Origin of the sequence: Alkalihalobacillus sp. TS-13 (assembly GCF_019720915.1) — a bacterium.
Classification (GTDB): domain Bacteria; phylum Bacillota; class Bacilli; order Bacillales; family Fictibacillaceae; genus Pseudalkalibacillus.
In genome coordinates, this window is the sequence record NZ_JAHKSI010000001.1 from 1,858,978 (window position 1) to 1,876,355 (window position 17,378).

The 17,378-nt window shown below is 38.7% G+C and carries 13 protein-coding genes; 2 read left to right on the forward strand and 11 right to left on the reverse strand.

Going from position 1 to position 17,378, the window contains the following annotated elements; all coding sequences use genetic code 11:
• Nucleotide 1: 1 nt before the first annotated feature.
• The 3 genes from KOL94_RS09270 to KOL94_RS09280 are packed head-to-tail and all read right to left on the reverse strand — an operon-like array spanning nt 2 to nt 3,062.
• Nucleotides 2-1,093, reverse strand: a complete 1,092-nt coding sequence (locus KOL94_RS09270; protein WP_221565915.1) for an S-methyl thiohydantoin desulfurase family protein — start codon at nt 1,091-1,093, stop codon at nt 2-4.
• Nucleotides 1,094-1,099: 6 nt separating this feature from the next.
• On the reverse strand, nt 1,100-2,428 hold the full coding sequence (locus tag KOL94_RS09275; protein WP_221565919.1) for a cytosine permease: 1,329 nt from the start codon (nt 2,426-2,428) through the stop codon (nt 1,100-1,102).
• A 52-nt stretch (nt 2,429-2,480) separates the two neighbouring features.
• Nucleotides 2,481-3,062, reverse strand: a complete 582-nt coding sequence (locus tag KOL94_RS09280) for a TetR/AcrR family transcriptional regulator (protein ID WP_221565921.1) — start codon at nt 3,060-3,062, stop codon at nt 2,481-2,483.
• A 251-nt stretch (nt 3,063-3,313) separates the two neighbouring features.
• Here KOL94_RS09280 and KOL94_RS09285 point away from each other — a divergent pair, with 251 nt between their 5' ends.
• The gene (locus KOL94_RS09285) at nt 3,314-4,435 is read left to right on the forward strand and encodes an NAD(P)/FAD-dependent oxidoreductase (protein ID WP_221565924.1); all 1,122 of its coding nucleotides are present in this window, start codon (nt 3,314-3,316) and stop codon (nt 4,433-4,435) included.
• A 209-nt stretch (nt 4,436-4,644) separates the two neighbouring features.
• Nucleotides 4,645-6,447: a glucose PTS transporter subunit IIA gene (locus KOL94_RS09290; protein WP_221567645.1), complete on the forward strand. Its 1,803-nt coding sequence runs from the start codon at nt 4,645-4,647 to the stop codon at nt 6,445-6,447.
• 864 nt (nt 6,448-7,311) lie between these two features.
• On the opposite strand, the gene KOL94_RS09295 is transcribed toward KOL94_RS09290, so the two are convergent.
• From KOL94_RS09295 to KOL94_RS09330, 8 genes are all read right to left on the reverse strand, one after another.
• Nucleotides 7,312-8,376, reverse strand: coding sequence for a Gfo/Idh/MocA family protein (locus KOL94_RS09295; protein ID WP_221565927.1), 1,065 nt, complete (start codon nt 8,374-8,376; stop codon nt 7,312-7,314).
• 20 nt (nt 8,377-8,396) lie between these two features.
• Nucleotides 8,397-9,263 (reverse strand): sugar phosphate isomerase/epimerase family protein, encoded by an 867-nt coding sequence (locus KOL94_RS09300; protein WP_221565930.1) that lies wholly within the window; start codon nt 9,261-9,263, stop codon nt 8,397-8,399.
• A 98-nt stretch (nt 9,264-9,361) separates the two neighbouring features.
• The gene (locus KOL94_RS25620) at nt 9,362-9,490 is read right to left on the reverse strand and encodes a Gfo/Idh/MocA family oxidoreductase (RefSeq protein WP_311775172.1); all 129 of its coding nucleotides are present in this window, start codon (nt 9,488-9,490) and stop codon (nt 9,362-9,364) included.
• Between the two features lie 356 nt (nt 9,491-9,846).
• Nucleotides 9,847-11,220: an alpha-L-fucosidase gene (locus KOL94_RS09310; protein WP_221565933.1), complete on the reverse strand. Its 1,374-nt coding sequence runs from the start codon at nt 11,218-11,220 to the stop codon at nt 9,847-9,849.
• A gap of 59 nt (nt 11,221-11,279) precedes the next feature.
• Entirely contained in the window at nt 11,280-12,152 is an 873-nt protein-coding gene (locus tag KOL94_RS09315; protein ID WP_221565936.1) for a sugar phosphate isomerase/epimerase family protein, read from the reverse strand.
• A gap of 26 nt (nt 12,153-12,178) precedes the next feature.
• Complete coding sequence (locus tag KOL94_RS09320; RefSeq protein ID WP_221565938.1) at nt 12,179-13,216, reverse strand: family 20 glycosylhydrolase; 1,038 nt, start codon at nt 13,214-13,216, stop codon at nt 12,179-12,181.
• A gap of 61 nt (nt 13,217-13,277) precedes the next feature.
• Nucleotides 13,278-14,579 carry a glycoside hydrolase family 125 protein gene (locus KOL94_RS09325; protein WP_221567646.1) on the reverse strand — a complete coding sequence of 434 codons (1,302 nt, stop codon included), beginning with the start codon at nt 14,577-14,579 and terminating at the stop codon, nt 13,278-13,280.
• Nucleotides 14,580-14,661: 82 nt separating this feature from the next.
• Nucleotides 14,662-17,376 carry an alpha-mannosidase gene (locus tag KOL94_RS09330; RefSeq protein ID WP_221565941.1) on the reverse strand — a complete coding sequence of 905 codons (2,715 nt, stop codon included), beginning with the start codon at nt 17,374-17,376 and terminating at the stop codon, nt 14,662-14,664.
• Between the last annotated feature and the right edge of the window lie 2 nt (nt 17,377-17,378).

The window sequence follows — 17,378 nt, forward strand, 5'->3', positions numbered from 1 at the left end:
TTTATTTCACGCCCCTTTCTACCAGTTCCTCGATCGGTGTATATGCGACATTGTAGCCGAAGTACCCAGGACCCGTCGTTTCAATCCCTTTCGGTGTCCTCCATTTCGGATCACACGGCATACCGATAACGACACAACGCGCACCGTACCGTAATCCTTCTGTTGTAATCGGGATTCCTGTTTCTGCATCTAATACAGCAATCAAGTCCGGGGTTACACATTTTACGTGATCCTTCGTACGGGCCAGTAAATGTTCATTTTGAAACTGAAGGTACAGCTCATTATCCTTATTTTCATCAAGGCCATGAATCGTAGCCGTCCCGCGAGCAAACCCTGATTCCGTCTTCCGGTTGATATCCGTCACTTTTCCTGTAAAAAGCTTATACCCGTTCGTCACATCAAGGATTTCTTCAATCGGGTTTTTGTTGGCTTTTTTAGCTTCGCGAATCCTACGGCCGATTTCCTCTTCCAATGTCAAAATGTTGAGGATCGATGCTTGCTTAACTGTCTTTCCTTGCATCGGATAGATCGAAAGCATGACCGACCCACCCATTTCTACAGTAGCGGATCGAGCAATTCGTTCCGCCCAAACGTTATTGATCGTATTCAATACGGTATTGTTGCCCTTTTCATCGGCTAAAACCATCGGTGTCGCCGAAATACCATCTAGATAAAAGGTCACCATTTGGAGTTCCGGAAACGCTCTTCCCATTCCATCCGCGTCAATGATAGGCAGACCCAATCTCGCTGCCAAAGCAAAAGGGATCATCGAGTTGACCCCGCCCGCTTCAATCGGCATCGTCGCAAATATTTCTATTCCCAAGTAATTTTTTAACGCTTCAAATGCCCCGATCGCTTCCTCACCGCTTGGCACTTTTTCAATCATGACGGTAGGAGCGCCCATCATTGCGGAAGGAACGATCAAGGCGTCATCCGGAACTTCATCAACACTGATCAACTTGACCGGGCCATATTCCTCGATCGCCTGGAGTGCCATCAGCTTACCGATATACGGATCACCTCCGCCGCCCGTCCCTAAAAGTGCAGCTCCAACGGCGATATCTTCGATTTCCTGTTTGCCAATAAGTCTCATAATCTCTTAGCCTACCTCTCTATATTCATTTCGTTTAATTTGATTGTTCTTTAAAATGATCGAAACTATCAATTGTAAGCCAAATGCCACGATGAAGGCATCCAAACCTGAAGCCCCTGTCAGAGTGAATAAACCGAATCCACTTGGAGCAGGTGTTGTCATGAAAGCTAATAGTGCTGACAAAATCCATACAATCGAGCTCGTTACATTCACGTTTTTCATCTGACCGATATATTGAAAATCATATTTTTTCGGATTGACGAAGTAATCCCCGACATAGATCCCCCCAATTGGTGGAATCAATGCACTTAAAAAGATCAAAAACGGTATGAAGTTATCATAAATACCGCCGAGGGCCATCATTGTCCCTACGAATCCAGCAATGATCGTCAATACGAATTTCGGTGCTTTACTGAAAATGACAGAGAACCCAAGTGCTGAGGAATATAGATTGTTATCATTCGTTGTCCACTGAGCTAAAATCAGGATGGCCATCGCTGCGGCTCCCCAGCCCAACCCGAGCATGATCTCGACGATGTCTGCTTTGGAGGTCGCTTTTGCTAGAATGACCGCAATGATCAACACGACACTGAAACCGGCAAAAAATCCGACAAAGGATGAGATGACAGCATCTTTCGTAGTTCTTGCATATCTTGAGATGTCTGGACCGATGATCGCACCTATTGCAAGAGACCCGATAATCAGGGAAATCGACAGTCCGACCGTCAATGGGTCCCCACTTAAAGGGGTATCGATAATCGAAGAAAAGGATCGGTTGTCCATAACTTTTGCAAGGGATGCCACAAGCAATAGGCCAAGTAAAGGTACCGCGAGAAAACTTAGTTTTTCTATTGCCTTATAACCGATAACAGCAGTCGTGGTCATCAGGATCCCGCCTAATATGACCAATGCCTTCGCTGGAACATCAACCGAAAAAACTTCCAGCAGTATATAGCGTAAACTCGAACCGAATAAATCGAGCTGGACACCGAACCACCCGAATAATGCAATCGCTATGATGACCGATACAGCATAAGAACCGTATCTACCTAACGCGAACCTTGATACCAAGGAAGTGGAGAGTCCTGTCTTGGCTCCGACAATTCCACACAATGCGCTTAAAACTGCCAATACGAATGTTCCAACGAAGGTGGCTAGAATACTCTTTCCAAACGATAAACCACCGCCAAGTGTTCCGCCTAGAACAATTGCGGATAATGCAATGATTGCTCCCAACCAAACAATCGATAACGCAAACCAGCCTTTCCGTTTTTCCTGTGGCACTGGTTTCCTTTCATAATCATTGACAAATTTCTTTTCTGATCCCTCAACCATAACATTTCCCCTCCTTTTGATTGATCTTTTTTTAATAAAAAATAGGCTGCCATTAATCTGGTATCTGATTGATGATGTTTTCAATCATTTCTTTACCTAGTTCCAGTTGGATAAAAAAGTTTTCTTCCTTGTACACATTGAATGACCAGAACACTCCGTTCGCGATAAGGATGAATTTTTTTATGATTTTATCCATCTCTTCTTCTGAAATATGGGGATAATCCCGGTTCAGATTTGAATATAGAGCATCTACCAGCCATTCATTAAAAGAAAGCATATTGTTTTGCAAATACATCTGTATCTCTGGAATCGGTGCTGTAACCAATGATATATATGCCTTTGTTTCCCGCGGGCTTGCCCTATGATAGGCAATCGAGCCATCGATCAATGAAGTGAAGATCACCTTGATATGACAGTTTTCCACCTCTTTCATGATTTTTTTCATCTCAGTAAAATGGTTGTCCAGCAGCTGCTGAAACGCATCGATGAACAAGCATTCCTTGTTTTTGTAATAGAAATATATCGAGGCCGGCTTGATCCCCAATTCCTTCGCGATTTTCTGTAAAGTAGCCCCTTGATAACCGTTCAATGAGTACTGGTTGATCGCTGCGTCAATCACTTCCTGTTTCCCCAAAAAATCACCACCTAACGTTTATTAGGTTATTTTATAGAAAAGTAGTACAAAAAGCAATAATTTTCAGAATAAAAAATTAAATTTCAATTTCCCTGACTTGATTAAATAAAATGGATCTTAATCAAATTAATAAAAAAGTTTTTTAAATTTAAAGGAAATAAGGTTTTTCTTGTAAAAATCTATAAAAGACCATTTAAGCTGTGGCCAGTATAGACTTTAGTTACAAAAAACCTTGAAAGGGAAGTGACCAAATGAAAGTAGTTATTGTTGGTTCCGGGATTGTTGGATCTAGTACCGCTTACCATTTAGCAAGAAAGGGTGCCGAAGTTATTATTGTTGATCAATTCCTTCAAGGGCAAGCTACAGCCGCTGGAGCAGGAATTGTATGCCCTTGGATTTCAAATATAGATAATCCGGATTGGTATGCCTTGGCAAGTAGGGGTGCATGCTATTATCCATCATTAATTAATGAACTTGAATCAGATGGTGAAAGTACAACAAGTTATCGTCTTGTTGGTGCGTTAGCTGTAAGCAATAATCCAGATGACTTAAAATTATTTGAACAAAAGGCAAAAAGATGTAAAGAAGAAAATAAGGAGGTTGGAAATATAAGCCGGTTAACATCTAAGGAAGCCCAATCCCTTTTTCCTCCATTACGTGATGATTTAGAAGCGGTTCATATAACTGGAGGCGCAAGAGTTGACGGTAGACTTTTAAAAAATGCTTTGGTAAGTTCTGCAAAAAAACATGGAGCCAAGGTCTGTAAAGGTGTAGCTAGTTTAATGGTAGTTAATGATACTGTAGTTGGTGTAGAAGTTAATGGGGATGTTATTTTAGCTGATGCTACGATTGTTACAGCTGGGGCCTGGGCAAAAGAGTTATTGTTACCTCTAGGTATAGAGCTTGACATTGAACCACAGCGTGGGCAAATCATCCATCTGAAAGTAGAAAATGAAGATACTTCTAAATGGCCCATCGTTTTTCAACAAAATAATCATTATCTTGTTAGTTTTGACGATTCACGAGTTGTGGTTGGCGCAACAAGAGAAACAGGATCAGGCTTCGATTACAGGGCAACAGCAGGTGGCATAAATCAGATAATGACCGAAGCTCTATCGGTATCACCAGGACTCTTTGATAGTACATTACACGAAATTAGAATCGGATTTAGACCTTTAAGGTCTGATAATTTACCATTGTTAGGAACAGTTCCATCTTTAAGAGGATTAGTCATTGCTACTGGACTTGGATCAATAGGTCTAACAATGGGTCCATATGTAGGATTACTGGCAGCTAAACTTATGGTTGGGGATGAAATTAAAGTAGATCTTACTCCCTACAACCCTCTTAGAGATACTTTGATAAAAGAATAGAAAAAAGTTTTTTCTTATAAGATCATCCATTTTAAAAACTTTCTTTCTGACGTTAAATAAAAAAACTAAGCTGATAAGGGTTACAAATATACGTAATCACCTCTCATCAACTTAGGTTTTGTTTCCGTTCAGTTACAATCCCTATCTATGAGTCATTATTCAATTGATACCGGGATGTAACCCAGTGAATATGACGGTTAAGTCAAGTTATAGCAAATTCAGGTGATGCAATCTTTGCTAACCTAGCACTTATTTTTGCGATTGGAGTTGCAATTGGATTTTCGAAAGACAGTAATGGTGCTGCAGGATTAGCGGGTGCAACCGGATTTTTAGTATTAACCAATGGAACGCAAGCCATTAATAAAGAGATCGATATGGGAGTTTTGGGCGGTATTTTATCGGGTATCATCGCCGGCCTTCTCTATAATCGTTACCATGAAGTTAAGTTACCTCAATGGTTAGGTTTTTTCAGTGGAAAACGATTTGTACCAATCGTTACCGCTGCGACCATGGTCGTATTAGCCTTCATATTTGGTTTCGCTTGGCCCCCAGTTCAGGAAGGTATTAATTCGATTGGTCAATGGATTATTGATGCCGGCGCACTTGGAGTCGGAGTATATGGATTTTTAAATCGACTTCTTATTCCAGTTGGCTTACATCACGTTATAAATAGTCTTGTCTGGTTTGTGTTTGGAGATTTTAACGGCGCTACAGGCGACTTAAATCGCTTCTTCGCACACGATCCAGATGCTGGTATTTTCATCGCTGGTTTCTTTCCGATCATGATGTTCGGTTTACCAGCAGCCTCATTAGCAATGATTGCTGCTGCAAAGGCAAGCCGTCGTAAAGAGGTTACAGGATTGTTAATCGGTATGGCGTTTACCTCTTTCTTAACAGGGATTACTGAACCAATTGAGTTTTCGTTTATGTTTCTATCACCTTTACTTTATGGTGTACATGCCTTGTTAACAGCGAGTTCATTTGTAATTACCTATGTACTTGATATCCATCATGGATTTGGGTTCTCAGCTGGAGCCATTGACTATATCTTGAACTTTGGTATTGCCCAGAGAGCTTTGCTCTTGCTTGGAATAGGACTTATATACGGCGCGGTTTATTTTGTGATTTTCTATTTCCTTATTAAGAAATTTAACCTTAAGACTCCAGGACGTGAAGATGAAGAAGAGCTTGATAAAGAGGAAGACAGTAATGAAGAGTGGCAGATTGTCGGTTCTGGAGACAAATATGATGAAATGGCCTCTCACTTTCTAAATGACTTAGGTGGAAGAGAGAATATCACATCTTTAGATAATTGTGCGACGAGACTCCGGATGACGGTAAAGGATATGTCCACAGTAAATGAAACAAAATTAAAAAGACATGGGGCAAGAGGGGTTATGAAGCTCAACAAAACCAATTTGCAGGTTATTGTGGGTACTGACGTTGAATTTGTTTCGACTGCCATGAAGAAACAAATAAGCCAGAAATCAACACCAGCAATCAAGGAAGAAAGCATCTCAGATCAATCAGAAGTAGATCAAAAGCTTGCTCCACTAAATGGTGAAGATTTTGCGGCACCTATTGGTGGAAAATTGATTTCCTTGACGGAAGTACCTGATGAAGTGTTCTCACAAAAAATGATGGGTGACGGATTAGCGATTGAACCAACCGATAACACGGTCGTCGCGCCTGCAGACGGAGAAATTATTAACATATTCCCGACAAAACATGCGATTGGATTAAGATTAGAGCAAGGGTATGAACTATTAATTCACTTCGGGCTAGATACCGTAAAGTTAGATGGAAAAGGTTTTGAGGCATTCGTTACGGAAGGAATGAAAGTGAAAAAAGGGCAGGAACTTATTAAAATCGATTTAGACTATGTTAAACAAAATATCCCTTCGATCATAACACCGATAGTTTTTACCAACTTACCTGAAGGAACATCAGTAAACCTTGAAAAAACGGGCATTGTCCGAAAAGGTACGGATGGTATCATAACAGTGAGCTAAAAGAAATGCGAAAATTCTTCTTTATAGGAATGTAATACATCCTTTGACCTTAGGCTATTTCTTTATAAAGTAGAAGTTAAGAATAGGCCGACACCTATTTGGGATCGAATCCGTATATAATACCGACTTCTTCGCTATCGTTTTTGAGCATACACGACTTACATTGTGCATAAAGAAACCTTGACGCCCTCCTTATCCATACGTTCTTAAGAACGACTCCTTTCAAGGGGGATCAGTCAAAGGCTGAATAATCCACCCAAGCTGACCAAGTCAGGGTGGATTATTTTTTAAGGTTAAACGACAGTACTATAACGATTAAAGTTGCAAACACGTGAAAACACTTTAAATACTATCATGTGGCACCACCCCCTTTCTGCTGGGAGTGTACCGACCACCATTGAGAAATCCTAATTAATTTGTCGTTTACTTCTCCTTATATTATTAATGCTGAATATTATATATTTTGGGGACAACATTATTACTAAAAAGAAATTTTGGATTGTTAACATATGTACATGGGATAAAGGGGATATATACCACATATGTAATTACGCACCTTTCTAGGTTCAATACGGACTAATGCTAAGGGAAGGCTTGTTTTAGCGGACGATATAAATAAATAAAACCCATTTTGAAAAAATATTGATCAAAATGGGTGTCTCCAATTGGTTTAAGTTTGATGATTTTCCAGCTGTATTTATATATCCATAATAACATCACATTAAATTTTTTATGTTGTTTCATCGAATTTAATTATATGTGTCGATTTTTCAATATATGCGTCAATTGCTACTCCCAAAATAATAGCTGCTGAAACTTTTTTCAACAGCTATGATCTGTTTCTTTACTTGAGATTTCCATCTGTTATTCGAAGTTAATCTCTGTTCCTCTTTCACTAGATTCATATATACCAAGCAATATCTTCATCATTTCTACGCCGTCTTGAACCGGGCTGATTGTTTCTGTTTCACCTTTAACACAAGATATAAAATGATCAATTTCATTTTGGAATCCTTGATTAAAATCAAAAGATAAAGAATCTATTTGTGGAGTAGAATTTAAAATCGTATTATTTTTTTCTGTTATAATTTGAAGTTTAGGTTCGATTTCTGCGCCACCTTTGTCTCCAAACACACTAATAGCGATTGATTCTTCCTTTGCATGGAGAGTAAAACTGACATCTACCATTAAAGAAGCACCATTTTCAAACCGGATAATGGCATTGGCTAAGTCCTCAACCGTATTCTTGTCAGGGTCATAATCTGCTGCTTTGTAGAATGATTTGTTTACAATATTTGAGCGGTTACCTAATTTATTGTACGTGTTTCCGCTGATTGATTTGACCTTCGGTTTCCCCATTAAATACCAGCACAGATCAATAACGTGGACTCCTAAATCGATTAAAGGCCCACCACCTGATCTTTCCTTATCAGCAAACCACCCCCCAGGATTACCTAAAGCTCGGATACAGGATGCTTTTGCATAATAAATTTCACCAAGATCTCCTGAATCAATAAAGCTCTTTAATACTTGAGTATTTGTTCCAAACCGGCGAACGAAACCAACCTGAAGTACTTTTCCGCTATTTTCCTTTGCAGCTTTTTCTATCTCGTACGCTTCATCAACTGTTTTACATAATGGTTTTTCAACTAAAACATGTTTCCCTGCATTTAATGCAGCAATTGATATTTCCGCATGTGAGTTATTCCATGTGCAAATGCTGACTGCATCAACCTCTGAATCTACTAGCAAATCCTGATAGTTTTTATAATATTTTGGGGCACCATATTTCTCTGCTTTTTCTTGTGCTCTTTGTTCATTCATATCACAAACAGCATAGATTTCAACTTCGTTATTATTTTTATAGGATTCAAAATGCATTTCGGAAATAGAGCCTGCTCCAATTACAGCAACTTTTATTTTCCCCATTTTATGTTAACTCCTTTACCTTATAGTTCTTCCCAAATTCTCCTAACATTATCTAAGCCTATCTTAGATCCTCGTTTACACTCTTCTAATCCTTCAAACTCGATGGAAATATACCCATCATAGCCAGATTGTTTAATAACGTGTAGAACATCATATAAATGAATATCACCATGACCGATAATTGCTCCTCTTAAATAATTACCTGAAGCAGATTGGAACCAACCTTCACCAGGAAAATAAGAAGAAGCAGGTCGGTAGTAAAAGTCTTTCATATGAACCATTGATGCATAGGCAATATTTTTCTTCACTGCTGCAATTGGACATTCATCCACACATAGGAAATTTCCTGTATCAAGTGTCGTTTTAAAATTAGGTCGGGATACATTCTGGATTAATCGCTGGATCCTTTCACTAGCCTGAACATAGAAACCGTGATTTTCCACGCTTGTCACTATGTCATATTGTGCTGCATAATCAGCGATTTTTTGGCAAGCTTCTGTTAATCTAGGTAAATCCAGTTCGAATTGTTTAATGGTTGCCACTTGAGCGGGTTTAAATGCTACATCATGTCTCATTAGCTTTACACCTAATAGATTTGCAATGTCAACTTCTTTCTTTACTCTTACAATTTCTTGTTCAAATACTTCCCGATTACCCTTCAGAAAGTCAGCACCAATCGCATAGTTTGAAATTTCAATACCTGCTTCTTCCGTCTTTTGAAGAATCTCTTCTATTAACCCTGGATTATCCGTCAAGCTAAAACCCATTGGAACAAGCTCAATATGTTCTCCGCCCTGATCAGCCGTCCATTGGATAGCATCCAAAATCGTCATTTCCCCTGAGTTAATTGCTCCTGCTAAACTGTAGGAACTCATACCAAGCTTCATTAATAGTCCTCCATTTAACTAAAATTACTCACTAACTATTTATTCTCATTACGTTTTAAAGAACAGTTTACCGCAGTAACTTAACCGATTTTTCCAAATTAAATGATATCTTTCACGTTTTGGCCACTTGTAAAAATAACACCATTTTTTTCGCAAGTAATAATCATTGCTGTAGCATCTTCGACTTCAGTAGCAATCGGTTTTTCACATAAAATTTGTTTTTTTATAGCTTGCCAATTTCAACACATGTTCTTAATGATTCACATTTTCAGAACACATGATTACTGCGTTAATGTCAGTCTTTAGTAATCCATCCAGATCCACAAAAGTCTCAAAGATACACAATTGGATAACTTTTATAGAAGGGTTTTAAAACGAAAGGTTTAAAAAAGCCATCATCGCAGTTGCGCGTCCAGTATTCCGAATCATTTACTACATGTTAAAAACAGATACACCCTATCAAGAAATGGGCGATAATATGGTAGATAACCGGTGCAGAGGATTTTTTTTGCGATTTTTAACTAAAAGATTGTGATTTTCGTAAAATAACTACGATTTTCAGCCTTGTTAAAAAAATGATTAATTAGGTTAGCCTAAATACGTGAGCAATCGGAGTATCTCCTTCCTTTTCCACTATTTTTGGCATTCTTACAGATACTCCTCCTTCCGCCTGATTAAATGCAAGATGTTCTTCACCGCAAAGCATATCTATACGAGAAACCTTTTCATTATAAGGAATGTAAACATATTCATCCCTATAAAGATCATCTTTGTCTTGATATAATCGGAAGCAGTAAACTGTTTCTCCCTTTCTTGTAAAAGCAAAATTATCTTTAAAATATGGTGCACAAATGCGAGTACCATAGATAGCCTCACCGTAAACTTTCAACCAAGCTCCAAGTCCTTTCATCCTTTTTATTGCTCCCTCAGGTAAGCGCCCATCAGGTTGTGGTGGAACATTTAGAGCAAGATTTCCACCTTTAGATATGACTTCAATCAACGTGTGTACAATTTCTCGTGTAGACTTATACTTATCTTCATATTTAAAAGAAAAAGAGGTCCCTATTGTAATACAGCTTTCCCATGGCACATTCATCGGACTGTCAGGAATTGTCTGTTCAGGGGTAATGTAGTTTTCAAACTCCCCTCCTATAGTACGGTCAGCTGAAATTAACCATGGCTGTATTTCACGTGCTCTTTCCACCACTTCTGCAAGACGAATATCCTGTTTTCCTTTACCAACCCACCCTGCATCTAACCACAATACGTCAATTCGACCGTATTTGGACATTAGTTCCATAATTTGATTATGTGTAAAAGCCACAAACTTTTCCCACAACCATGGATATTCATCTGGATCATAAGAGGGACCGCGCCACATCTCCTTGCCCTGATCCATGCCAGGAGTCCAATAGTAAGGCGTATGCCAATCTGCCTTAGAAAAATATGCAGCTATACTCAAACCCTTCTCACGAAAAGCATCAAAAACATGCTTACATATATCAGCATACTTATGCCTGTGAAAAGGACAATCTGAAGAAGTAATACGATAATCCGTCTCTTTCGTGTCCCACATACTAAAGCCATCATGATGTTTCGTCGTGAAAATTAAATATCTAAAACCGCCTTCTGCCGCTAAATCAGCCCAAACTTCTGGTTGAAATCGAACAGGGTTAAAGGTTTTATTTAGATTAAAATATTGTCGCTTGAATTCCTCGCCATCTTTTTCCCAGTCAATATCTGTACGAGACCAATCAGAATCTTTATCACTTAGAGCCCATGATTCCACAACACCAAGCTGAGAATATGGCCCCCAGTGCATCATCAAGGCCAATTTTTGGTCCTTAAACCATTCCAAACGTTCCAATATCACGAGATCTTTCGGTTTCATCCATTTCTCTTCTGCACTATAATTATGGACACCGTGATTTACTTCCTGGTCTTTCAATATTTTCATTCCTTTCTAATTCACCGGTTTTATGAATATCTTAATCTCGTGAAATTACTTTTTAAGAATTAAGCTTCCTCCCAAAACCGTCTCAGGTTTTCCATTCCAATTTTACAAGCTTCTTTACATTCTTCCATTCCTTCAAATTCAAGTGTGATATAACTGTCATAACCGTAATCTTTAATCAATTTTACAATTTCTCTTATTTCAATATCACCTTGTCCAACAATTGCACCTCTTAAAAAGTTATCGTTAGATGTCTTAAACCATTTTCCTGCACCAGGATCTTCATAATAAGGGCGGAAATAAAAATCCTTAAAATGAACAAGAGAGGCATAAGGTAGATTCTTCTTTATACCTACAATGGGGTTTTCATCCACACACATAAAATTTCCTACATCCAATGTTGTTTTAAAGTTAGGTCTGTCCACTGCTTGGAGGACTCGTTGGACACGATCACTATGTTGTACAGCAACACCATGGTTTTCAATTGTCGTTGTTATGTCGAATTTTGCTGCATAGTCAGCGATACGTCGGCTTCCTTCAATGATTTGCGGTAGGCTGTTTTCAAAGTATTCAATGGTTGTTTTCTCAGATGGTAATGTAAATGCAGTCACATCATGACGCATATGTTTAATACCCATACGGTCTAAAAGATCTACATGTTCCTTCAGCCGTGCTACCTCTGCTTCAAATTCTTCCTCGGTATCCTGGACAAAATTTGCCGGCATTGAATAGTTTGATAGTTCAATGCCAACTTCTTTTGCTTTTTCTTGCACTTTATCTGCAAGTTCCACGTTATCTACTAAATTAAATCCATAAGGGACAATTTCCATATGCTCTCCACCATTAGCAGCAATCCATTCAATAACATCTAAAACATCCATTTCTCCCGCTTTAATTGCATCTAACAGACTATACGTACTTAATCCTAATTTCATCTCACATTACCTCTTATTTAGTAGATTTACATTCTATTCGATAGATTTTTCGTTATTATTTCCATTGTGCGATATAACTCATCAAGCTCTTCTAATTTTTCATCACATCCAAAAGGATTAGGTGGCATAGTGATAAACCTTTCAAAAGATTCTTTATCCCAGTTGTTCCATGATGTTACTATCATGCCGGGCAATTTACTTTCTGCCCTTTTTTCTTTTGCCTGATGTTTACTTTCGTTTAACAAATTTATAGCGGCATCTGTTTTAAACCAACAGGCAGGAATAACGGTAAAGCCTTTTTCAATAAAATTTCCTATCGAAGGATACAAATCCAATCGTTCATAATGCCAATCCATCATCACAATATCTTTAGGGATAAAATCAATTGCTTTATGTGTACCAAACGTGTCCCCTTCCCATTGGTCATAGCCCATTTTTTCACTGTCGTTTAACCGATCTCCCCACATAAACATTTCAACGCCGCGATCTTCAACTAAATGCCCATGCATATCATTAACGGCCTTCGCAAACAAATCAGCTCGATCCTTTCCTTTGCAGCGAGGGCAGTTATCATCTGCTATTTCGTACACTTCATCCATACCAACATGAAATGCATCAGCATCAAAAGCTTCAATAAGTTCATCCATTAACCCAAATACAAGTTGATTAACGTCTGGATGTTCCGGACACCAGCTTCTGCAGAAAATCTCCGGCCACTTTGCATCCAATGGCACATACGGTGTTTCATCAAATTCAGGATGCGCTTTCAATATTGAATTAGGCGCTCCGCCCCAACCTTGGTGCCCAAGACATTGGAATAATGGGATAAGTCGTATCCCGTTATTTTTACATACTGCTGCTATTTCCCTTGCATCCTGCTTTGTTAAGGTTCCATCAGTGATTTCTGGGTGAGACTCAAATACAAAAGATGTATTACATTCCAATAGCAAATGGTTTATTCCTTTTGGGGCCAATACTTTTTCGATAAATTCCTTGAATAGCTCAACCAAGTCATGTGATCCAAACCTTAAATGAAACGCGCGTACAGGATCTATTACATTCACTTTTTATACACTCCCTATTAAACTTTTACTATTTAAATGAAGTTTCTCTATCATATACCTGCTACTTTGCTAAAGCACTGCCTTTCACAAATAGATTACATTGACTTAATAAAAATTCACTATACATCGAATTGGCCCATGAAAACCATGGTCTCGTAAATTTTTCAGGTTCATCAACATGAAATCCTTCGTGCATAAAGTTTGTATTTGCATCGGTATTTTTAAACAGATCATGAATTTCTTCTTTCTCCTTACTTGTTAATGCTGTTATCCCCTGAATCGCAAGAGCAATATGCCAAATATACTGCTCAGGTGTATGTGGACTGCCAATCCCTTTCGCCACCTTCCCTTGGTAATAATAAGGGTTTTCAGAGCTTAAAATGAATTTTCTTGTGTTTTGATAAACTTGATCCTCCACATCGCAATACCCTAAATAAGGAAGCGCAAGAAGACTAGGCACATTTGCATCATCCATTAGGTTGTAATTTCCAAGGCCATCTGTCTCGTAGGCGTAAATTGTTCCATAGACTGGATGTTCTACCTTACCAAAATTTTGAATCCCCTGATCAATTTCATTTGCCAATTCTAATGCTGTTTTCGCAAGACTTTTATCAACAAGGACTTTTTCAGCAATTTCCTTTAATTGTTTCAAAACAACGACAGCAAACATATTGGCAGGGATTAAGTAGCCATACTGACAAGCGTCATCACTAGGACGAAAACCACTCCAGGTCATTCCTGTGTACCCTACAGGAGCCCCTTTTCCTCCATGTGATAATGTATCCTGCGCAGCGCAGTTATCCCTTTCAAAGAAGTAGTTGGACTTCTCTTCATGGTTTTGCTCCATCTTCCAAGTTTCAATTATTTTTGCAACAGCTTCCCGGAACAATTCCTTAAAATGAGATGTTCTTCCAGTTGATTTCCAAAATAAATACGACAGCTGAATTGGATAGCAAAGTGAATCAATTTCATATTTTCGTTCCCATAGAAGAGGGGTCATCTCCGTCTTGTCATCATGAAAGCGGTTTCCATTTGCTTCTTCGTTAAACGCATTTGCATATGGATCATGGATTATGAAGGAGAATTGTTTTTTTATAACACCTTCAATCATGTCGGCCATTTTCTCATCATATTCAGAAAGTATTAAATACGGACGAACCTGTGCAGCTGAATCTCGCAGCCACATTGCAGGTATGTCACCGGTAATCACAAACGTCGTTCCATCACCTTGAGGTCGAATTGTTGTTTCATACGTATTGGAAAAACAGTTTTCAAACATCGCTTGTACTTTTTGATCATGAGTGAATGCTGTTTTTACTTCATCTATTAATGCTTTCATTGATCGTGGTAACTGTCCTTTCATACAGTACCTTCCTTTTTTAGTATTTTTTATAGTGTGCAACTGATTTTTTCCTACCACACATTTTAAACGCTTATTTACGGATTCATTTTTCAAATCCAACTGTAACGATTTCATGCTTACGAACCGGGACTTGAACACCTTCATTGCCATCCGCATGTAATGATTTCCCTTTTTCTTCAATCACATTACTTATATAAGCATGATGAAAAGATGCTGAAGACTTGACTATAAGAGTATCGCTTTCATCAGCCATATTAAACCAGCGCACCATGACATCACCAGACTGTTCAGATACTTTCATAGAAGAGAAAGCTAGATTTGAAGATTCCCATTGGAGAAATGAATGGACAGGTGACAACTCCCCATCATGAAGACCTGTCTGTTTCAATGACCACGGTACCTGGTATTGATATGCATCTTGATATGCCTTCGTTGTACCAGCCTTTCCCTCATGTGGATAAATACGAAATGAAACAGAATGCTCTCCTAAACACTGTGCCTCAGGTGTCGCGAAGTAGCCCCAATCACCAAGCTCACCTACAGAACGCAGCAAGGTTACCGCAATCGTATTCCGCCCATCACGGATGATTTCATACTCATTTAATCCAAGATTTGCAATTGTTAAGCCTGCGATATCATTACTCACATCTACAAATGCTTGTTGATGCTGTGAATGATCTGGGTTGGTCCATTCCTGTGAAGGCTCGTTGAGACGTTTTGCTATTTCAAAGATTGAATCAGCATAATGTACGTCTGTTTGAATATCCGTCGGAAATAATGCCCTGAGGCGGTGATCTTTCGCTTGATTATTGTAAGATGTTTTCACACTTATACCTTTACTGTTCTTTTCTAACGTTACGACTGTTTTTATGATGAACGGAACCACTTCCTCCACGCGTGCAGACGTTCTGCCAGTAAACCAGACAAGCTCCTTTTGCTCTTTTTCCAGTAAATCTGATGCGCTTTTAGGGATTGCCCATTCATGAACAATCTCATATGCAGCCTTAAATGGTGTATCTTCAATAATGTTTACCTTTGCAATTAAATCTTTTGTTGTAAGTGCTTGTTCATTATTTGGCTGCTTATACATATATTCGTTTCCAATATCTCCTGTATCTTCATACACACATAATTCTTCAAAAGTACGTCTATTTGCTTTATCAGTCATAGTTAAGGAACCATTTTCATTAATTTTTACGTTTACATATTTATTTTCCATTTCATTTTCATTAACGATCAAGGAACTAGTATCCTTATGTTTAGCAGCTGAAATCCATGCGTATGTCTTATACCCAAGCGCAGGAACTTTTTCTGCTTCAAATGTAAGGCAAACCCTTCTAGCCATATATGGTTGACGGAATTTCTCTTCTGGCAGATCATAATCAAAAAATATTCCTAAATCTTCCGCTTTATATTGATATTCAGTACCTGTATCATCAACTAATGTTCTTTCCCCTAATGGAAATTCTTTAAGCGCTCGTTTGTTTACTCCTGCTGCGAAGTAATCCTTTTTTATATCAAGTGTAATCTTAACAACTCCGGTACGATCCCATCCCGTCGTATTATATACAGTGAATGGAAGGGCATCAGTACCCCATTTTTCAAAACGAGTGGTATTAATTTTTTCGGAAATGGACTCAAGACTTTCATCAATTATCATCTCAGCTACATGTTTACTCCTCTCGAATCTTGTAACCATTCCACGGTGAACCTCATCGACACTACAGCCGCAAATGCTGTCATGCGGGTGATTTTGCATTAATGTCTTCCATGCATATTCAATTAAGTGATGCTGGTAACCTTCTCCTTGCAGGTATGCAAATACAGACAAAGGTTCTGCCACTTTCTCAAGGAGTGCCTGATTAAATTGATTCATTTGTTTAAGATATACGCGTGCTGATGCTGTATTAACGAGAGTTCCCCATCCATCCGTTTGTTGACTTCGTAGCTCTCCATCAATTACTTTTAAATTTTCTGGTAGTGTTTCTGCAAGTTTGCCCACATAATCATTAAAATTTGAATGAACAAATTCGATATTCGGATATAGCTTTTCAGCCGTTCGAATCGCTTCTGGCAAATCGGTTTGTATTGGTTGATGGTCACAGCCATTCAACATGAGCATATGTGGAGTTGCAGCATATTTTTCTAAGGATGCAATATGGTGATCCCAATATTTCTGTGCTTCTATTTCATTTGTTGGAACTTCATTCCCATTACAGTACCAATTGGCAAATAAAATACCGAGAACAGATGACCCATCTGGGGAGCTCCAGAGCATTTCTGAATAAGGTGATTCAAAATTTTCTGCTTCACTGACGGCATTATTAAATCCAGTTGGTTTCACACCTCTTCCAAAGACAGCATTGTTAATTCCAGCCTGGCTTAAGATTTGTGGAGCCTGGCCAATATTTCCAAATGAATCCGGAAAATAGCCGATCTTTGAAACGCCTCCCCATCGCGCTGCATCTTTCATTCCGTATTGAAGATTACGGATGTTAGCTTCACTACTTGTCAAAAATTCATCCTGCAAAATATACCAAGGGCCGATTTGAAGTCTTCCCTCTCTGACGAACGTTTGAAGCTTTTCTCTCATATCAGGGTAAATTTGTAAATAATCATCTAAAATGATTGTTTGGCCATCAAGATGAAAGCTTTTAAAATCAGGATTGCTTTCCAATGTTTCCAACAGCCTATCCATCAGCTTCGTTAAAAGGACATGATGCTTCTCATATGGCAAGTACCATTCCCTATCCCAGTGGGTATGTGAAATAATGTGGATAACCTTTTTATCTTCCAATT

Excerpts from the sequence above, each read along its gene's own strand:
- KOL94_RS09295 (WP_221565927.1), bottom strand. The coding sequence starts at position 8,376 with ATGGGGAAAATAAAAGTTGCTGTAATTGGAGCAGGCTCTATTTCCGAA.
- KOL94_RS09325 (WP_221567646.1), bottom strand. The coding sequence starts at position 14,579 with ATGAAAGGACAGTTACCACGATCAATGAAAGCATTAATAGATGAAGTA.
- KOL94_RS09300 (WP_221565930.1), bottom strand. The coding sequence starts at position 9,263 with ATGAAGCTTGGTATGAGTTCCTACAGTTTAGCAGGAGCAATTAACTCA.
- KOL94_RS09310 (WP_221565933.1), bottom strand. The coding sequence starts at position 11,220 with ATGAAAATATTGAAAGACCAGGAAGTAAATCACGGTGTCCATAATTAT.
- KOL94_RS09285 (WP_221565924.1), top strand. The coding sequence starts at position 3,314 with ATGAAAGTAGTTATTGTTGGTTCCGGGATTGTTGGATCTAGTACCGCT.
- KOL94_RS09270 (WP_221565915.1), bottom strand. The coding sequence starts at position 1,093 with ATGAGACTTATTGGCAAACAGGAAATCGAAGATATCGCCGTTGGAGCT.
- KOL94_RS09275 (WP_221565919.1), bottom strand. The coding sequence starts at position 2,428 with ATGGTTGAGGGATCAGAAAAGAAATTTGTCAATGATTATGAAAGGAAA.
- KOL94_RS09315 (WP_221565936.1), bottom strand. The coding sequence starts at position 12,152 with ATGAAATTAGGATTAAGTACGTATAGTCTGTTAGATGCAATTAAAGCG.